Genomic DNA, 19,382 nt, shown 5'->3' on the forward strand with positions numbered 1-19,382 from the left:
CAACTCTCAGGTCAACAATCCTTATGTTAATCAACAAATTTGTCTGACTGAATATTTAACTCAATGTCCCAATGTTTAAATTGCACTTGTTCGTCATGCAAATCGGCAACCAATAAAGGCCATTGTTTAGCATCGCCAGATACGCTCAACTGCCATTGTTGATCATTTACCACACTCAGTTCAATGGCAGGAAGCATCTGATCACTACGACTATGGTTAAGTAAAACTGCTAGGCGAAGTAATAGACAAAGATAGACTAAATGCTTGCCACCAACCTTAAATACATCATTTTTTGCATCGACGCGTAACTTACGTCGATGATGCGAAACGAGATGTGAAAGATGATTTTGATCAATTTGTGAGAAGCCAGGAATATCCGAATGTTGCAATAAATAAGCCCCATGACGATGATATCCGCCATGACTAATTGCTAAACCAATTTCATGCAAATAAGCTGCACGACGCAGTAAGTCACTGTCTTCTGTTGTTAAATTTAAAGCATCAGCAACACGATCAAACAAATGTTGCGCAGTTTTAACGACACGTTCTGCTTGTTTAGGATCAGCATTATAACGTCCCATCAATGCTTGCACACTACGGTCACGAATATCCTCATGCTGGAAACGCCCCAATAAGTCATACATGACACCTTCGCGTAATGCACCATCAGAATAAGCAAGCTTATCAATATTTAACACATCAAAAATCGCATATAAAATCGCCACCCCAGCTGGCAAAACTGCTCGACGATCTTCACGTAGACCTTCAAAATCAATTTCCGATGTACACTTAAACTTAAGTAAACGATCTTTTAATTTATAAAGCCCTTCTCGTGTGAGATTTTCTTGTTCATCACTTAATCCGAGATTCACCAAAATCTGACGGCAAGCTTTAATGGTACCACTCGAACCGACCACAGTATCCCAACCAACTGATTTATATGTATTAGCGATACCAGACATTTCTTTACGAGCAGCAACAACAGCTTTATCAAAAGCTTTAGCCGAAATCTCACCATCAGAAAAATAGGCCTTACTATATGCCACACAGCCCATTTGTAATGACTCGGTATGAAGAGGCTCAAACTCCTCACCAATAATAAATTCTGTTGAGCCGCCGCCAATATCCACCACTAAACGACGCCCACCATTTGCCATCGTATGAGAAACACCCAAATAAATCAGACGTGCTTCTTCACGACCAGCAATGATTTCAATGGGTTTAGGTAAAATTTCAGCAGCCTTTTGAATAAATTCATGCCCATTTTTTGCTTGTCTGAGTGCATTCGTTGCTACGATCCTCAAACGATTCGGCTGAACTGAACTCAAACGCCCGACAAACCGTGCTAAACAAGCTAGGCCTCTTTGCTGTGCAGCTTCAGTTAAATTTTTATTTTCATCGAGTCCAGCAGCTAACTGTACTTTTTCTGACATTGAAGCAACTTTTTTCACTTCACCGTGATCAACACGAGCTATTGCGAGATGGAAACTATTTGATCCCATATCAATCGCAGCAAGTAATTCCTCATCAATCAGAAAATCAGACATTATTTATATAAACCCATGCTCAATTCACGCATTAGAGTAATTCACACGCTTAGAATTTTAAAGTCATTTTCATCAATAAAAGCCATGTATTTCACTTTTGATGAATAAATCATTGTATAAGTCGATGATCTGCATCGTGAGCAACCATTAGACTTTTTACTTCGAAACTTGAATAATCGTAATCAACCCTTACATTGAATAAAGTAGCAATGTAATATTCACTCTGAAATTGAATTGATACTTTTTTTAAAAAATTTGGAGCAATCCCATGTCTGCGACTATTGTTAATACATCTGATGAAAACTTCCAAACAGATGTTCTCGATGCTGAAACTCCCGTTCTTGTTGATTTCTGGGCTGGCTGGTGCGCACCTTGTAAAGCCATCGCACCTGTTCTTGAAGATTTATCAAATGAGTACGAAGGCAAAGTGAAAATCGTGAAAGTCGATGTTACGGCTTGCGAAGAAACAGCTGTGAAATATAACATTCGTAATATCCCAGCATTACTTATGTTTAAAAACGGTGAGGTTGTTGCTCAACAAGTAGGTGCAGCTCCACGCTCTAAACTTGCAGCATTTATCGATCAAAACATCTAATTTATAGATGGTTTTATGTCTATCTGCGGAACTACGTTTTATTGAACAGCGTAGTCCGCAGTAAACATTGACAACACAGCCAATTAGGTCTATATTTCTCGATCAAGAAGCTTTGAATGGAATCTACTTCATTGCGCTTCTTACAAGACACAAAACATAAGATCGCCGCTCGGCAATAACAATTGTTTTCACATTTCTCTCTGAAACAATGAACCAGACTACTGAATCGTGGTTGTTTAAATACAATTACCTCAGCATGTATGTACGCGGTCGATTTTTATTCTTCCCTTAACGTAGTCCTCCACTTATTCCATTCTGTCTGACCACTTATGAACTTAACTGAACTCAAGAAAAAACCCATTGGCGAACTCATTAAAATTGCGGAGTTTATGGGCCTTGAAGGCATGGCACGTAACCGCAAACAAGATATTATTTTTGCTATTTTGAAACGCCATGCAATGAATGGCGAAGAAATTTTTGGTGATGGCGTTCTCGAAATCCTATCTGATGGTTTTGGTTTTTTACGCTCCGCTGCTGGTTCATATTTAGCTGGACCAGATGACATTTATGTCAGCCCATCCCAAATTCGCCGTTTTAACTTACGTACTGGTGACACAATCACAGGCACAATTCGCCCACCTAAAGAAGGTGAGCGCTATTTCGCCTTATTAAAAGTCAACCAAATTAATTACGACACTCCCGAAAACTCTCGTAATAAAATTTTATTCGAAAACTTAACCCCTCTATTTCCAACTGAACAACTTGTAATGGAATTAGGGAATGGTACAACTGAAGATTTAACAGCACGTGTTGTCGATTTAGTTGCACCAATCGGTAAAGGTCAACGTTCAATCATTGTCGCACCGCCTAAAGCGGGTAAAACAATGTTATTACAGAACATCGCGCAATCAATTGTACGTAATAATCCAGAAGTTTTCCTTATCGTTCTTTTAATCGACGAACGCCCTGAAGAAGTGACGGAAATGGAACGTACTGTTCGTGGTGAAGTCGTTGCATCTACATTTGATGAATCACCTGCACGTCACGTTCAAGTTGCAGAGATGGTCATCGAAAAAGCAAAACGCTTAGTTGAGCATAAAAAGGATGTTGTTATTCTTCTTGACTCAATTACCCGTCTAGCACGTGCATATAACACTGTTATCCCTTCTTCTGGCAAAGTCTTAACGGGTGGTGTGGATGCACATGCATTAGAGCGACCAAAACGTTTCTTTGGTGCGGCCCGTAATATCGAAGAAGGCGGTTCACTCACCATTATCTCTACTGCTTTGATTGAAACTGGCAGTAAGATGGATGATGTAATCTACGAAGAGTTCAAAGGTACAGGTAACCAAGAAATTACACTTGATCGCCGTATTGCTGAAAAACGCGTATTCCCTGCAATGAATATCAAGAAATCAGGAACACGTCGTGAAGAGCGCCTTATGGATGAAGACAACCTTCGTAAAGTATGGATTCTCCGCAAACTACTCCACCCAATGGATGAGTTAGCAGCGATGGAGTTCTTATTGGATCGAATGAAAGAAACCAAAACCAATGATGACTTTTTTGATCAGATGAAACGAAAAGCAGCAAATTGATTGGTACCGTTACATAAAACAACAGCCACCTTTATGGTGGCTGTTGTTATTTGGTTGACAAGGTTACACAATAGTTACAATTTAACCAAATTTACTCAAGATCCTCTATCTTATTGATAAAAAAATGAATAAATAGCTAATTAACAGCGATTTATACAAAATCTCCGATTTATAAACACTAATTTATAGTTATTTTCTATCAAAAAATAACCAATTTTTGTCCATTTTTGTCGTTTTGCCAGACAGAATAGTAGTAATTCATGATCTGCTTTGATAGGATAGCAACTGACTAGTTAGGCTGCTCCCTGCGTTATTTCCTAAATTTTTAGGGAAAATAAAAGCACAAACAGACTAACTCAGGTTTTTTTTAATCTCACAATTTTATGAGAGTGATGCCATGTTATTCAAAAAATTCGCTGTTATTGCTGCTGTTGCAACTACTTTAGCTTTCGTTGGTTGCTCTAAGAAAGAAGAAGCACCTGCTACTGATGCAACTGCTGCTGCTTCTGAAGCTGTAGCTGCTGCTTCTGAAGCTCAAACTGAAGTTGCTGCTGCTGCTTCTGAAGTTGCTGCTGCTTCTGAAGTTGCTGCTCCAGCTTCTGCTGCTCAATAATCTATTTATAGATTATAAAAAAGAGAACCTTTGGTTCTCTTTTTTTATGCTGATACTTTCTTAAAATAAAAAATTTAGCTGAAAAAAAGCAGATCAATCGACCTGCTCATTTCCCACACGCTGTCTAAATTTTTGACCCGCTCTGAACGTTACTACACGGCGTGCAGAAATTGGAATCTCCTCACCCGTTTTAGGATTACGTCCAGGACGTTCACGTTTATCGCGTAGTTCAAAATTACCGAACCCAGAAAGTTTGACTTGCTCGCCAGAAATTAATGCCTGACTAATTTCGTCAAAAAACAACTCGACCATTTGTTTTGCTTCACGGCGATTTAAACTCGTTAGCTCACTTAAATGGTCCGCCATATCTGCTTTTGTTAATGCTGTCATGAGGCCCTCAATGTCGCTTGATAAGTGTCTTCCAACACTTGAATAATGTTATCCATACCAGATTTGATTTCAGCATCTTCAAGCGTACGAGCCGGATGTTGCCACAACAATGCAAAAGCTAAAGAGCGCTTGCCTTGTTCAACCCCTTGCCCCGTATACACATCGAACAACCATGTGGAATCAAGTAACTCACCACCTGTTTGTTCAATCATGCGCTGAATATCTTTCACTTCAATATTATCAGAGATTAAAAGCGCAATATCACGTCTAACCGATGGAAAACGTGATAATTCTGTAAAATTAGATACATAAGATTGCAAAACTGCTTGCTGATCGAGCTCAGCAACCCAAGTCGTGCCCAAATCTAAATCATCCTCTAAAGAAGGATGTAAACGCCCTAAGTAACCAATTGACTGTCCATTTACCACAATTTCAGCTGATTGTCCTGGGTGTAGCCATGCTCTCTGGCTACGAGTAAACTCTGCTTTAACTCGACCTGCTACCAAAATCTCTTCAATTTCGCCTTTAAAATCAAAGAAATCCATTGCTTGAGGTTTCACATGCCATGATTCAGGTGCAAGTGAACCCACAGCAATCAATGCCAGCGTTGGAATCTGCTTAAGATCATGAATATCTTTTGCACCTTGATAGTCAAAACGTAAGCCTAACTCAAAAAAGCGGACACGATGTTGTTGACGATTCAAGTTATATTGCACACAAGGAATCAAGCTAGAAAGTAGTGTACTACGCATCGCAGCCAAATCACTTGAAATCGGATTAGCCAGCATCAATGGCTGTACATTTGGATTCAGTTGCTTTTCCAATTTTGCATCAGCAAAACTAAAACTAATCGCCTCTTGGTAACCTAAAGTTGCAACAGTTTGACGCAGTTGAGTAACTTCAAAACGATCTTGATACTTCTCTAACTTAACATCAATCTTTGGCAAACTAATTTGGATGTTGTCATAACCATGAATACGTGCAACTTCTTCAACCAGATCCTGATAAATTGCCATATCATAACGATGGGATGGAGGAATCACATTCCACTCACCTTGTGCTATCGTTTCAACCACACAACCTAAACGCGTCAACGCATCTGCAATAAAATCACCAGCGACTTCATACCCCAGTAGTTGATCCACTTGGGCTTGCTTTAACTGAATCGCTTCACGTATTGGCAATAGAGCCGCTTGTTCAGCAACAGTAATTGGACCAAAATCACCACCAGCAAATGTTTGGATCAACTCACATGCACGATGCATCGCAATCATTGGCAATTCAAAATCAACACCTCGCTCATAACGCTGTGATGAATCAGTATGTAGACCAAAACGGCGCGCACGACCAGCTATTGCTAAAGGTGCAAAAAATGCACTTTCTAAGAAAATATCTTGTGTTTCATCCGTAACAGAAGAGTCCAAGCCGCCCATGATGCCAGCAATTGCCAATGCTTTTTGATCATCTGCAATAACCATGATGTCATCTTGCAGCTCAACTTCTTGATCATTCAGCAGTATCAATTTTTCTTTTGGTTGGGCTTGACGGACTTGAATCGAACCTTCTATCTTCGCCAAATCAAAAGCATGCATTGGTTGACCCAACTCAAGTAACACATAGTTGGTAATATCAACCAAAATACTATGGGTACGAATACCTGAGTGAGCTAGAGCTTGTTCCATCCACTCTGGTGTAGGAGCTTTCACATTCACATTTTTGATAATACGACCTAAATAACGCGGCGCACCTTCAGTCGTGATGGTGACTGCTTTTTCGTCAGTGATGGTTGCAGGAACAGGTTGAATATCAGGTTCATTCATCTTCAACTGATTGATTACTGCGATTTCTCGTGCAATACCACGAATACTAAAACAGTCACCACGGTTTGGCGTGATACTGATGTCAATCACATTATCATCAAGTTTTAAATATTCACGGATATTCATGCCAACAGGTGCATCAGCAGGAAGCTCTAACAAGCCATCAATCTTGTCTTCTAAATCAATTTCAGAAGCACCACATAGCATGCCTTGTGATTCAATACCACGAAGCTTGCCTTTTTTAATTTTGAAATCGCCTGGTAACACTGCACCAATGGTGGCAACAGGTGCTTTCATCCCCACACGAACATTTGGCGCCCCACAAACGATTTGTAATGGCTCGCCTGAACCAATATTCACCGTCGTGACACGTAAACGATCCGCATCTGGATGCTGTTCAACTGTGAGGACTTCACCAACAACCACACCAGTAAATGGTTTCGCCACAGGCGCTAATTCATCAACTTCTAAGCCAAGCATGGTCAATTGATCAGACAATGTATCGCTGTCAATTGCTGGATTAACCCACGTGCGCAACCAATTTTCACTAATTTTCATGTGTATAAACCTTATTTAATCCTGAAAAACTGTTTAGGCAAACTGGCGTAAGAAACGCACATCATTTTGGTAGAACATACGTAAGTCATTAATGCCATAACGTAACATTGCAAAACGCTCTACCCCTAAACCAAAAGCAAAGCCTTTGTATTTATCAGGATCAATACCTGCAGCACGTAATACATTTGGATGTACCATGCCACAACCTAAAACTTCTAACCAACGACCACGCTCATCCATAATGTCCACTTCAGCACTTGGCTCAGTGAATGGGAAATAGGATGGACGGAAACGTACTTTTAAATCTTTTTCAAAAAATTCAGTGAGCAAATTAATCAACAGACCTTTTAATTCTGCAAAACTGGTGTTTTCAGCAACGTACAAACCTTCGATCTGATGAAACATTGGTGAGTGGGTTTGATCTGAGTCACAACGATAAACACGACCAGGACACACAATACGGATTGGCGGCTGATTGGTTTCCATCGTACGGATTTGCACGCCCGATGTATGAGTGCGTAGCAAATGAGTTGCATCAAAATAGAAAGTATCGTGCATTGCACGTGCTGGGTGATGCCCTGGAATGTTCAATGCCTCAAAGTTGTGATAATCATCTTCAACTTCTGGACCATGTGCCACTTGGAAACCTGCTTTGGTAAAGAACTGACAAATACGCTCTTGAACTTGGGTCACCGGGTGGATACTTCCCATACGTTGACCGCGGCCAGGTAAAGTAATATCAATGGTCTCACTCGCTAATTTTTTAGCAAGCTCGGCTTGTTGTAATGTTTGTTGACGCTCAGTCAATGCAGCATTGATCGCTTCACGAACAGCATGAATAGCAGCACCTTGTACTTTTCGCTCTTCAGGATCCATTTTTCCAAGTGCTTTCGATTGCTCTGCAAGCTGGCTTTTTTTCCCTGTAAATTGCACACGTACTTGATCGAGTGCAGCAAGGTCTTGAGCCGCTGCAATGGCAGCAAGCGCTTCAGTGGTCAGGGCTTCCAGTGACATAGTAACTCTCAAAGCAACAAATTATAGAAATATAATAAAACGCTATAGTTTATCAGCTTTTTACCTATTTTTTGAAGATTAAGCCCATTGAAAAAACATATGTCGCAACAATTTGCTAAAATCTTTCTTATCGCTAAAAGTCAAAGAGTAAAAACAATGGCGCTCGATCAAATTTGGAAAGTTCAATTGACGCTTGTCAGCTATGGCAATGAGTTTTTACAACAAAATCTTCCCTTTAATGTCTGGGTTGATCACCCCATTTTTACTCAACATCATTTCGAATTCCGTGACCTCCAGTCACAACATCTTTTAGCACAACACTTTCAAGTTTGGTTGGAAGGATTAAAACGACAAGGCGTTGATCGATTAAGCTTGCATAATTCACAGCTCTTACAAGATCACAAAAACCCTAACGCCAATGTTGAATTACTTCCCTATGCTCACTTCATCGTTAGTCATGAAGGGAAAAACAAAACTGCATGGATTTGTGGACATGAACTTGCAGAGTGGTATCAACATGATAGTCCTTTCGAAGCGCCCGCTTCACAGCAAATATCTCTCAGCCAGAACATGTTTTGGCGTTATCAACTTCCAGACTCAATTGCTAAAAAAGTGACTCAAGAGTTAAAAAATAATGACTGGCATGAAATTGAAAAGTTTATTAACCAAGAGCTTTTTAGCCATAAATGCGCAGAAAACTTCTTAGAACCAGAGCAAGTGGAGCTACCTTTTTACGGTTATGAACTAGAACACAGCCATTTAGATAATGCTGATTTAGCTATCATTCCAACCACCTATCAAGCAGATTCAGCTCACCAACTCATGTATCGCATGTCAGCATTGACAGATTTTATCGAGAATCAACGTCGCCATCCTTATAACACCGATGGAGAAATGTTAAGTCCTGAACAACAAATTGTCTTACGCAACTTCGGACAAAAAACAGATGACTTATTTGCAAAACTGATTTCGAAAATAGCCAACCATTATAAAAATATTGATTTTGAAATGCCGATGGAACCCTATGACCGAACCATGGATGTAGCGAAAACCCCGACTGAGGCACCCCAACATAAAATGAATCATATCAGTGTGATGAAATTAGTATTTATCACGATCATCATTTGTGGATTGGCTTATTATTTCGGATTATAAATCTCCGTATAATCAAGCTCATCTTCATCAATATTTATAAAATCAGGATCAGGTGTTTGCTCAAATTGTACTGCGAGTATATCGGAATGCTTGAGTAAACTTGCCTTTGCTACACGATGCATACCATCCATCACTCGACCCTGCGCACAGAGAATAATGGGGTAATTGAGGTCTGCATCCTGAATCAATTGAATATGCTCAATGATTTGCTGCGTTGTTGGATATTCATCTGGAAACCAATAAGCTTCGTTGAGTTCTTGAATATCAGTAAGCATAACTTTCTTGACCATGAAATTTTGGGTTAGCTTCACTAAACGATGAACATCCCAAATATAAGTATCTTCTCTCACTTGCCTAAAGTGATATTGTTTTCTCATGCGTTTTTGTTCAATCTATCTATTATTTAAAACGATTATAATAGGAAGAACAGCGTAGATGTATTTACCAAGAATATACCGTCAAATCGCGTTAGTCAGTTATGGAAACGAATTTTTAACAGGAGGTGTAGATTCCGAACTTTTAGACCGTCACCCCTTACTCTTTACTCACTTTCCTATTTTAAGAAATATTGATCAGGGTAATTTACTCGCAGGCTCTGCTTCACATTTTTTGAGTTATCTTAAACGACTAGGCCTAGAGAAAATCAGTTTACATTCAACCTCAATAATTGCGAATTATCTCGGAGAATCAGAACTTTTTAATTTCTTTCAAGCTGAGGATGAGTTTTGCATTATTTGCCATTTTTCCCAGCAAGAATTGAAAGTGCTCCTACCTTGTGAAGAAAAACCATTTTGGCAAAGCTATGACAACGATGGATATCCCTTGTATTCAGACTATAATAATTATCACGATAGTGTTGAAAATTATGTATTGAAAGATCTTCCTGTAGAGGTTGTATCTTATATTACTGAAGACTTAAAACCGATCTCTTGGCAAAGCTTTTTCAATGAATATCAAGAAAAAATTTATCATTTTGCTGTAGCCCAACGCTTTGGTAACTATCCTATTCCATTAACTGATAATAATTGTTATGAAGGTGACATGTATAGATTAGAAGAACAGTTTCCAGTTTTGCCTTATAACCTCAAAAAAAATTATGCCAGTATTCTCATGCTCAATGCTGCTCGTTTAAAAAAACAGTTGGATAATGAATCCCATATTAAAAATGATAATGGCGATTACTGGCAAATGACTGAAAATGAAAGATTAGAATTTGACACTGTGCGTAATATACTCGACGAATTCCATGTACTTATCCTAAAATACGCTGCCAATCAATATCAAAGCTCCAACATCAATAATCATCAAGAACAACACACTTCTTTTAAATTCACTCCAAAAACCCAAAACTCAGCCGATTTCTCCCCTATCACAGCTCCATTAGCCGAACATGAAACGACCTCACCTATCGAACCTCAACCACACTTTCGCTGGTTAGGGATCGTGAAATTTTTATGGTCAATGTTATGGTGTTATTGTGCTTTATGGACATTAGCTTATTTTGCAGTTCATTGGGGCAATCTTTTTATCCTAATTCTTGCACTGTTTTATGCAATATATAAACTACTTAAAAACTTAGCTGACAGAGAAGCCCATAATAGTAGCTCCTAGATTATTAAACTTCTATCCCCCCCCTCAAACGCCTATAGGAGAAATAGAAGCGAACTCCTGTTTCTAATGATTGATAGAAGTGAAAAGTTATAAACATAAAAAAGACCGCTAAAAAGCGGCCTTCTTTGAATCTCTAAGCTTATGCAGCTAATGCACCTTTAGCTTTTTCAGCTAAAGCAGCAAATGCAACCGCATCATGCATAGCGATGTCAGCTAATACGCGACGATCGATAATTACTTGAGCTTTTTTCAAGCCAGCAATCATACGGCTGTATGACAAACCGTTTTGACGAGCACCAGCATTGATACGCGCAATCCATAAAGCACGGAATTGACGTTTCTTTTGACGGCGGTCACGGTAAGCGTATTGACCAGCTTTGATTACCGCTTGGAACGCTACGCGATAAACACGTGAACGAGCACCATAGTAACCTTTAGCGCGAGCAAGAATTTTTTTGTGACGGCGATGAGCCACTACACCACGTTTTACACGAGCCATTTATAATCTCCTTAGATGTATGGGCACATAGCACGAACTGATGCAACGTCACTTACGTGAACCATTACACAACCGCGCAATTGACGGATACGCTTAGCAGATTTTTTGGTCAAAATGTGGCGCTTGAATGCTTGTTTGCGCTTGAAACCGTTTGCAGTCGCTTTAAAGCGTTTAGCTGCACCACGGCGAGTTTTTAACTTAGCCATAGTAACCTCTTTTAGTCACCTGTTCGGCTCGTTTGCACTATTGCAAATCGACCTGCAGGTAAGGAAGGCAGTATCATATAGCATCTTCGTTTAAATTTAAAGCAAAATTTCTGGTCAAAACCAATTGAGTTAAACCATAACAACAATGTCGAACATACTTGGAGCTAACGAGAATCTACAACATAAACAGAAAATAAATTAAGAGAATAATCCGAGATATAAGCCATACATAAATAAATAGCGTCCTGCTTTAGCAATCGTGACAATCAATAAAAACCGTCCAAAACGCTCTTTCATCAATCCAGCAATCAACGTAATTGGATCACCAATAATCGGCACCCAACTCAATAACAATGAGTAAAAACCGTATTTATGATAGATTTGCTGTGCTTGCTGCAAACGCAGTTCTGAGACAGGAAACCACTTTTTATTTTTATAATGCTCTATTTTTAATCCCAACCACCAATTAACACAGGAACCGAAAACATTTCCAACTGTCGCAACGAGCAATAAATAAAATGGATTGGACACTCCTTGCACCAATAAAGTCATCAGCACAGCTTCAGACTGTAAAGGCAATAAAGTTGCAGCACCAAAAGCAGAGAGAAATAATAGAAAATAGGACATCAGGGTGTGGCAACACTTACATAAAAATCAAAGCAATGCCCAGACAATATCACTTAAACTGATTCAATCAAAGTAAGTTTATCCCATGCTTGTCTAAGTTTCTGTGAGTTCATCTGTATCTTAAAAACCGCTTGTATTATTTCCTCAAACTCATGCGGGGTTGATAAAACCTTTTTATCAGATTTTTCTTTACCATGAATTCTCAATACTTGATCTTTCAAGGTCATTCTGGCTTCAGTGGTCGCTGTGAACAACATTAAATGTTGAGTAAATAATGATTCAGGTGACGTTGATATATACCAATTGGCAATTTCCGCATCCGCCATCGCGATCTGTTGATCAGGATTAATTGCATACACATTGACCCATTCATTATGTAAAAAAACCTGAAGCATATACTTCACATCTGTCAGCACAGCCATGTCCAATCCACACTGTGCAACATCCACAAATCGAAACTGTTCCAAAGGTGTTGACTGCGCCTCTCCGATACAATCTAAAGATAGAATTGTTGTTGGTGTCATCCCCCCAAAGCCGGGATCATATAGAAATAATTGCTGATCGATTTGCACCAACGTGACTAAATGAGTACGGATAGGTGCTGTGGTATGTGCACTTTGATAATAGACACGACCTAATACGTTATAAGCGTCATATCCCAACTCAGTTAATGCAATTCTGCTCAGGGTGCTGTGCTCTAAGCAATACCCCTCCCGATTTTCATATAATAGTTTTTGAGCAAGTTGTTCGGGTACTAATGAGACTTCCTCTCCAAGAAAAGAGGATAGATTACCAAAAGGAATGTGCTCAACATGGAAACTTAGCAGAGTCTTTAAGTTCTCTAGCGTAGGTAAACAGTGCCCTTGAAAATCAAGTTTTTTTAAATAGTCTGTCGCGATTGTAGAGTTCATAACGCTTTATACTTGTTTTAAAATTACATTATCCTATACCGATCATCGAGCTTTAAGTCTAAAAATTACACAACTATAAAATAGTCACGCTGATAGGGCTAAATGCATGGTTTTAACACAGATTATTTCTTCATTTTGGCGACTTTAGATCGCACAGAAAAATTTACGATGGAAAAAATGAATGGAAAAGCAAATGCGACCCAAAATGTAAGGTCTGACGTTACAACTCGTTGATATAAACTAAGTTGGATACCACTATCTGAAACTGCCGCCCAGTCAATGGATACCATATGATAAAGATAAGTGTTTAACAATAACGACAGGCTTAAAAAGCTCACGAAAAGCAAAGTGCTATAATATGAGTTTCTAGTTTCCACCTGCAGCCAAGCAAATAACGTAGAAAATAAAAGCCCTAAAACACCAATCAAAGCAAAAACTAAGATCGCTAAATGAGCCTCTGAATATAGCTTTTGCAGCTGAGCGCAAAGGATTGCTGTGATGAAGAGCAATCCCATTGCTATTGCCCAATGCTTTAAATAGATCTGCCGCCCCTTATTTTTCAAAACCGTTAAACTTTAATCGACAATGCTTTTTGGATCGCAGGACGAGCAGTTAAGCGCTCAATATAATCTTTTACATAAGGATAATCTTCGAGTTGAATACCTTGCCACTCATAGCGTAATGCCCAAGGCAAAATTGCCATATCTGCGATCGAGTATTCACCAGCTACAAACTTCTGACCAACCAGCTGTTTATTCAAAACACCATAAAGCCGCTTGGTTTCATTGATATAACGGTCAATCGCATAAGGAATCCGTTCAGGTGCAAACTTGTTAAAATGATGATTCTGTCCAAGCATCGGACCAAAACCACCCATTTGCCACATCAACCATTGCTCTACCTCAACTCGCTCTTGCTCGTCAATTGGATAGTACAATCCTGTTTTTCGACCTAAATATTGCAAGATTGCACCAGATTCGAATACAGAAATTGGTTCACCACGTGGACCATTTTGGTCAACAATTGCAGGAATTTTATTGTTTGGAGAAATCCTTAAAAAGTCAGGCTGGAACTGATCATTTTCTAAAATATTAATCGGGAAGATTTGATATTCAAGCCCCATTTCTTCTAAAGCAATCGTTATTTTATGGCCATTGGGGGTACCCCAATAATATAAGTCAATCATTTAGTTATCCTATTCATCTTTATCTTGATTATTGTTGCGTTATATCACATTTTTCAGAATTTGATCAGCACCGTAGCACGAAAAAGAAACAATAAAATTATGTTTACAAAGAGGATATTAGGGAGTTTATCCAGTCTATCGATTCGCTAAAAACTCTTTCGCCTTTTCACCAACAAATCGACGACCTAAATTATTTCCATTAATCCATTCTTCAACCGAGAATAAATCAAACAAACCTACTTTCACTAAGGTTGGGATAGCACACTCTAACTCAGTCTCAACTTCACCACGTACACCTGCATTATATAAATTAATATTGTGCAACATAGTCGCCACGGTACCCGTTTGTACTTTACTACCATCTTTTAAACGAACTTGTGGTAATACCTCACCTTCTTGCACCACTTTTTGATTTATTTCAGACAACTCATGTGTACCATTAACGATAGTCATCTTTTGATTCTCCAATGGTTATATACTTTACTTTTCAACTAAAATTAACATAAATCTGCTCAAAAATTAAGCCTTGTTTCCACATTTGTATAAACAAAAAAAACACCGCAATAGCGGTGTTTTTTTTATCAAGAAAAAATTACTTTTTCTTTTTCGGACCAAGCAGCATACCCATTTGGCGACCTTCCATTTTTGGAGGTTGCTCAACAACGCCAAACTCAGCTACATCAGCTTCAATTTTTTGTAATTGAGCAAGACCAAGCTGTTGGTGTGCCATTTCACGACCACGGAAACGTAAAGTAATTTTCACCTTATTTCCTTCTTCAAGGAAACGTAAAATTGCACGCAATTTTACTTGGTAATCACCTACGTCCGTCGCTGGGCGTAACTTGATTTCTTTCACTTGCACTTGATGCTGTTTTTTCTTCGCATCTTTTTGCTTTTGCTTTAAGTCAAATAAGTGCTTGTTGTAGTCCATGATTTTACAAACAGGAGGTTCTGCATTAGCAACGATCTCAACAAGGTCAAGATCAGCTTCTTCAGCAGCACGTAATGCTTCATTTAATGAAACGACACCTTTCTGTTCCCCATCAGCAGCAACGAGACGTACTTCTTTTGCACGAATCTCATCATTAATGGCTGGACGGTTACTTTTAGCACCTTGTTGTTGGTTACGATCAGGCTGTTTAATCTTTATTACTCCACAATGTACCGGCCGCGTTCGGCAACGGCAGATTTCACTAAATCAATGAATGCATCAATTGACATAGTACCTAAATTTTTTCCTGAGCGTGTACGCACATTTACGGTGCCCTCTTCAACTTCTCGATCACCGAGAACCAAAAGATAAGGAATACGCTCTAGGGTACGCTCACGAATCTTAAATCCGATTTTTTCATTTCTCAAGTCAGAAATAGCACGAAAACCATTTTCTTTGAGTTTTGCAACCACTTGCTCACACGCATCTGCTTGTGAATCGGTAATATTCATCACACAAGCTTGGATTGGTGCAAGCCAAGGTGGCATGAAACCAGCGTAATGTTCAATTAGTATACCAATAAAACGCTCAAAACTGCCAAGAATTGCACGATGCAACATAACAGGTTGATCACGTTCATTGTCTTCAGTCACATACGAAGCATCTAAACGGATTGGTAAGTTGAAGTCACACTGGATTGTACCGCACTGCCATACACGACCTAAGCAGTCTTTCAATGAAAATTCAATCTTTGGACCATAGAATGCACCTTCACCAGGTTGTAGATCCCATGCTAAGCCCGCGTCATCTAAAGCATCAGCCAAAGATTTTTCAGCAATATCCCAAAGTGCATCGTCACCCACACGCTTTTCAGGACGTGTTGAAAGCTTCATTTGTACTTCTTCAAAACCGAAGTCTTTATAAACATCTAAAGTCAGTTTAATAAAGTCTGCAACTTCTTGACCAATTTGCTCTTTGGTACAGAAAATATGTGCATCATCTTGGGTAAAGCCACGAACACGCATAATCCCGTGTAAAGAACCTGATGGTTCGTTACGATGACAAGAACCGAACTCCGCTAAACGGATTGGTAAATCACGGTACGATTTTAAACCTTGGTTGAACACTTGCACGTGACAAGGGCAGTTCATTGGCTTTACTGCATAATTACGACTTTCTGAATGAGTCGTAAACATGTTTTCAGCATAGTTTGCCGCATGTCCAGATTTTTCCCACAAAGTGAAATCAACAATTTGTGGTGTTTTAATTTCTTGGTAACCATTATCCTGCTGAACTTTACGCATGTATTGTTCAAGCACTTGGTAAATCGTCCAACCATTGGCATGCCAGAACACCATACCTGGTGCTTCTTCTTGCATGTGGAATAAGTCTAAAGCTTTACCAATTTTACGATGGTCACGTTTTTCAGCTTCTTCAATACGTTTAATATACGCAGCCAACTGTTTCTTGTCTGCCCACGCTGTACCATAAATACGCTGTAACTGTTCATTCTTGGCATCACCACGCCAGTAAGCACCAGAGATTTTAGTGAGCTTGAATGATTTTAAGAATTTAGTATTAGGTACGTGCGGACCACGGCACATATCCAAATAATCTTGATGGTAGTACAAGCCCATTTGAGTTTCTTCTGGCATGTCTGCAATCAAGCGTAATTTATATTCTTCGCCACGTGCTGTGAATTCTGCAATTACATCTTCACGCGGTGTCATCTTTTTAATAACGTCATAATCTTGATCAATGAGCTTTTTCATACGCTCTTCAATCGCAGCCATATCATCCAAAGTAAATGGACGTGGCATCCAGATGTCGTAATAGAAACCCTCTTCGATCACTGGACCGATTACCATTTTCGCTTCAGGGAACAATTGCTTAACCGCATGTCCGACCAAGTGCGCACATGAGTGACGAATGATTTCTAAACCTTCTTCATCTTTCGGGGTAATAATCTGAACTGTTGCATCTTCTGTGATTAAATCACAAGCATCCACCAAACGATCATTGATACGACCAGCAACGGTATTTTTCGCTAGGCCCGGACCAATGCTCTGAGCAAGTTCCATCACGGAAATCGGTTGATCAAATTGCTTTTGATCACCATTTGGTAAAGTAATGATTGGCATAATAAAATCCTTAAGGAGTGATGCCCCGCACAATGGAGCATATCACCGCGAGATTATGTATTGAGGCGGACCTCAAAAAATAAAAAACGGCGGATAAAAAAGTACCCGAGATTTTACACAGGTTTAGACAAGGAAGAAACCTTTGATTGGAGAAAAACCCAAGTCAAAAATATATCTCAGACTAAAGCCTTAGTGATTTCGTGTCAGCAGCGTACTAAGGTGATATAGATATATGGGGACTGCGGTCATTTTTAACACCCCAGCAAATTTCCTCATAAAATAAACATGGAGCAATACACATGGTTAGTGCATACGACGAATTACCCAAAAACCCTGCGAATTTTGTTGCGTTATCACCATTACGCTATTTAGAGCGTGCAGCTTATATTTACCCGAATCAGGCCGCAATTATTCATGGTAAACGTCAGATTACATGGCAACAAAGCTATCAACGCTGTCGTCAATTTGCACACCAACTCACACGTTTAGGTATTCAAAGGAACGATACCGTTTCTGTACTTTTACCGAATGTTCCAGCGATGATTGAAGCCCATTTTGCCGTTCCCATGGCAGGTGCCGTTCTAAATACGCTAAATACGCGCCTAGATGCCAAAACCATTGCCTTTATGCTAGAACATGCTGAAGCAAAAGTGCTTTTAGTTGACCCAGAATTTAGACCGATTGCAGAAGAAGCACTCACATATATTCATCAAGATATTATTGTAATTGACGTTTTTGATAATGAGTATGAAGGTGAACAACGGCCCCTTGGTCAATATGAATATGAGTCTTGGATAGCTCAAGGCGATCCTGAGTTTGAATGGTTACTTCCACAAGATGAATGGGATGCAATCAGCCTGAATTACACCTCGGGAACAACAGGAAATCCAAAAGGTGTGGTTTATCATCATCGTGGTGCTTACCTCAATGCAGCAAGTAATATTTTGGCATGTGGCATGAAACCTCGTGCTGTGTATCTTTGGACCTTACCCCTGTTTCATTGCAATGGCTGGTGTTTTGCATGGTCTATTGCCGCCAGTGGCGGAACCAATATTTGTTTACGTCGCGTCGATCCAGCACTGATCTTTCAATATATTGCCGAACACAAAGTAGATTATTTCTGTGGCGCACCGATTGTTTTATCGATGCTGATCAATACGCCTCAGGAACAAAGAACCGCATTTGACCATCATGTCGAAGTCATGGTTGCTGGTGCTGCACCGCCAGTTGCCATTATTGAAGGGATGCGTAATATCGGCATCAATGTCAATCACGTCTATGGTTTAACCGAAACCTACGGTCCTTCAGCGCTATGTGCCTCACAAGCAGGTTGGAGTGAATTATCTATCCAAGAACAAGCTCAATTGCATTCACGTCAAGGCGTTCCATACCCTCTACAAGACAGTATGCGAGTACTTGATCCTGAAACCATGCAACCTGTGCCAAATGATGGCGAAACCATGGGCGAAATCATGTTCCGTGGCAATATCGTCATGAAAGGCTATCTCAAAAACCCACAGGCCACTGAAGAAGCATTTAAAGGGGGATGGTTCCATACCGGGGATTTAGCCGTATGCCATCCCGATGGCTATGCCAAAATCACGGACCGCTCCAAAGACATTATTATTTCAGGTGGGGAAAATATTTCTTCATTAGAAGTCGAAGATGTTTTATATCGACACCCAGCAGTCATGACAGCAGCCGTAGTCGCAAAGCCTGATCCGCGTTGGCAAGAGGTACCGTGTGCTTTTATTGAATTAAAACAAGGCAGCACAACCTCACCAGAAGAAATTATTCTGCACTGTCAAAAAGAACTTGCACGTTTTAAAGTTCCTAAAGATGTGGTAATTACTGAGATCCCTAAAACATCAACAGGGAAATTACAAAAATTTATTTTAAGAGAATGGGCAAAAGAACGAGCTACGAGTGAGTTTGGAAATTAATTGCCTAAATGTAAAAAAGAAGTTTCATTGGAAACTT

Annotated in this window: 20 protein-coding genes; 6 read left to right on the plus strand and 14 right to left on the minus strand. The window is 39.6% G+C overall.

Annotation, left to right across the window (positions count from 1 at the left end; genetic code table 11):
• Positions 1-26 precede the first annotated feature (26 nt).
• Positions 27-1,547, minus strand: a complete 1,521-nt coding sequence (gene ppx / locus F2A31_RS12570; RefSeq protein ID WP_150026648.1) for an exopolyphosphatase — start codon at positions 1,545-1,547, stop codon at positions 27-29.
• A 268-nt stretch (positions 1,548-1,815) separates the two neighbouring features.
• Here ppx and trxA point away from each other — a divergent pair, with 268 nt between their 5' ends.
• From trxA to F2A31_RS12585, 3 genes are all read left to right on the plus strand, one after another.
• The gene (trxA, locus tag F2A31_RS12575; protein WP_150026650.1) at positions 1,816-2,142 is read left to right on the plus strand and encodes a thioredoxin; all 327 of its coding nucleotides are present in this window, start codon (positions 1,816-1,818) and stop codon (positions 2,140-2,142) included.
• 329 nt (positions 2,143-2,471) lie between these two features.
• Positions 2,472-3,740, plus strand: a complete 1,269-nt coding sequence (gene rho, locus F2A31_RS12580) for a transcription termination factor Rho (protein ID WP_150026652.1) — start codon at positions 2,472-2,474, stop codon at positions 3,738-3,740.
• A gap of 397 nt (positions 3,741-4,137) precedes the next feature.
• Positions 4,138-4,353, plus strand: a complete 216-nt coding sequence (locus tag F2A31_RS12585) for a hypothetical protein (protein WP_150026654.1) — start codon at positions 4,138-4,140, stop codon at positions 4,351-4,353.
• A 93-nt stretch (positions 4,354-4,446) separates the two neighbouring features.
• Here the strand turns inward: F2A31_RS12585 and F2A31_RS12590 are convergent, their stop codons facing one another.
• The 3 genes from F2A31_RS12590 to pheS are packed head-to-tail and all read right to left on the minus strand — an operon-like array spanning position 4,447 to position 8,135.
• Positions 4,447-4,743 carry an integration host factor subunit alpha gene (locus tag F2A31_RS12590; protein ID WP_004637973.1) on the minus strand — a complete coding sequence of 99 codons (297 nt, stop codon included), beginning with the start codon at positions 4,741-4,743 and terminating at the stop codon, positions 4,447-4,449.
• The gene (pheT, locus tag F2A31_RS12595) at positions 4,740-7,121 is read right to left on the minus strand and encodes a phenylalanine--tRNA ligase subunit beta (protein ID WP_150026656.1); all 2,382 of its coding nucleotides are present in this window, start codon (positions 7,119-7,121) and stop codon (positions 4,740-4,742) included. The genes F2A31_RS12590 and pheT overlap by 4 nt, the downstream gene beginning before the upstream one ends.
• A gap of 33 nt (positions 7,122-7,154) precedes the next feature.
• The gene (gene pheS, locus F2A31_RS12600; RefSeq protein WP_004637971.1) at positions 7,155-8,135 is read right to left on the minus strand and encodes a phenylalanine--tRNA ligase subunit alpha; all 981 of its coding nucleotides are present in this window, start codon (positions 8,133-8,135) and stop codon (positions 7,155-7,157) included.
• 156 nt (positions 8,136-8,291) lie between these two features.
• Here pheS and F2A31_RS12605 point away from each other — a divergent pair, with 156 nt between their 5' ends.
• The gene (locus tag F2A31_RS12605; protein WP_150026658.1) at positions 8,292-9,290 is read left to right on the plus strand and encodes a hypothetical protein; all 999 of its coding nucleotides are present in this window, start codon (positions 8,292-8,294) and stop codon (positions 9,288-9,290) included.
• Here F2A31_RS12605 and F2A31_RS12610 read toward each other — a convergent pair.
• Positions 9,275-9,667: a hypothetical protein gene (locus F2A31_RS12610; RefSeq protein WP_150026660.1), complete on the minus strand. Its 393-nt coding sequence runs from the start codon at positions 9,665-9,667 to the stop codon at positions 9,275-9,277. The genes F2A31_RS12605 and F2A31_RS12610 overlap by 16 nt on opposite strands.
• Before the next feature lie 58 nt (positions 9,668-9,725).
• On the opposite strand from F2A31_RS12610, the gene F2A31_RS12615 reads away from it, so the two are divergent.
• Positions 9,726-10,901: a hypothetical protein gene (locus F2A31_RS12615; RefSeq protein WP_150026662.1), complete on the plus strand. Its 1,176-nt coding sequence runs from the start codon at positions 9,726-9,728 to the stop codon at positions 10,899-10,901.
• 139 nt (positions 10,902-11,040) lie between these two features.
• Here the strand turns inward: F2A31_RS12615 and rplT are convergent, their stop codons facing one another.
• The 9 genes from rplT to thrS all read right to left on the minus strand — a co-directional run bounded on the left by rplT (position 11,041) and on the right by thrS (position 17,402).
• A complete protein-coding gene (rplT, locus tag F2A31_RS12620) occupies positions 11,041-11,400 on the minus strand; it encodes a 50S ribosomal protein L20 (RefSeq protein WP_075316137.1) in 360 nt (119 codons plus the stop codon).
• A gap of 11 nt (positions 11,401-11,411) precedes the next feature.
• Positions 11,412-11,606: a 50S ribosomal protein L35 gene (gene rpmI, locus F2A31_RS12625; RefSeq protein ID WP_004637967.1), complete on the minus strand. Its 195-nt coding sequence runs from the start codon at positions 11,604-11,606 to the stop codon at positions 11,412-11,414.
• A gap of 198 nt (positions 11,607-11,804) precedes the next feature.
• Positions 11,805-12,233: a YqaA family protein gene (locus F2A31_RS12630; protein WP_150026664.1), complete on the minus strand. Its 429-nt coding sequence runs from the start codon at positions 12,231-12,233 to the stop codon at positions 11,805-11,807.
• Positions 12,234-12,286: 53 nt separating this feature from the next.
• Positions 12,287-13,144 carry an arylamine N-acetyltransferase family protein gene (locus F2A31_RS12635; RefSeq protein ID WP_150026666.1) on the minus strand — a complete coding sequence of 286 codons (858 nt, stop codon included), beginning with the start codon at positions 13,142-13,144 and terminating at the stop codon, positions 12,287-12,289.
• A gap of 122 nt (positions 13,145-13,266) precedes the next feature.
• On the minus strand, positions 13,267-13,659 hold the full coding sequence (locus F2A31_RS12640; protein WP_150027813.1) for a hypothetical protein: 393 nt from the start codon (positions 13,657-13,659) through the stop codon (positions 13,267-13,269).
• A gap of 53 nt (positions 13,660-13,712) precedes the next feature.
• Positions 13,713-14,330: a glutathione S-transferase N-terminal domain-containing protein gene (locus tag F2A31_RS12645; RefSeq protein ID WP_150026668.1), complete on the minus strand. Its 618-nt coding sequence runs from the start codon at positions 14,328-14,330 to the stop codon at positions 13,713-13,715.
• A gap of 135 nt (positions 14,331-14,465) precedes the next feature.
• Positions 14,466-14,783 (minus strand): DUF7709 family protein, encoded by a 318-nt coding sequence (locus tag F2A31_RS12650; protein WP_005092354.1) that lies wholly within the window; start codon positions 14,781-14,783, stop codon positions 14,466-14,468.
• Between the two features lie 139 nt (positions 14,784-14,922).
• On the minus strand, positions 14,923-15,474 hold the full coding sequence (gene infC / locus F2A31_RS12655) for a translation initiation factor IF-3 (protein ID WP_075316144.1): 552 nt from the start codon (positions 15,472-15,474) through the stop codon (positions 14,923-14,925).
• Positions 15,475-15,479: 5 nt separating this feature from the next.
• A complete protein-coding gene (gene thrS / locus F2A31_RS12660) occupies positions 15,480-17,402 on the minus strand; it encodes a threonine--tRNA ligase (RefSeq protein WP_150026670.1) in 1,923 nt (640 codons plus the stop codon).
• A gap of 299 nt (positions 17,403-17,701) precedes the next feature.
• Here thrS and F2A31_RS12665 point away from each other — a divergent pair, with 299 nt between their 5' ends.
• Positions 17,702-19,345, plus strand: coding sequence for an acyl-CoA synthetase (locus F2A31_RS12665; protein ID WP_150026671.1), 1,644 nt, complete (start codon positions 17,702-17,704; stop codon positions 19,343-19,345).
• Positions 19,346-19,382: the final 37 nt, after the last annotated feature.

The organism is Acinetobacter suaedae (assembly GCF_008630915.1).
In the GTDB taxonomy this organism is placed as follows: Bacteria; Pseudomonadota; Gammaproteobacteria; order Pseudomonadales; family Moraxellaceae; genus Acinetobacter; species Acinetobacter suaedae.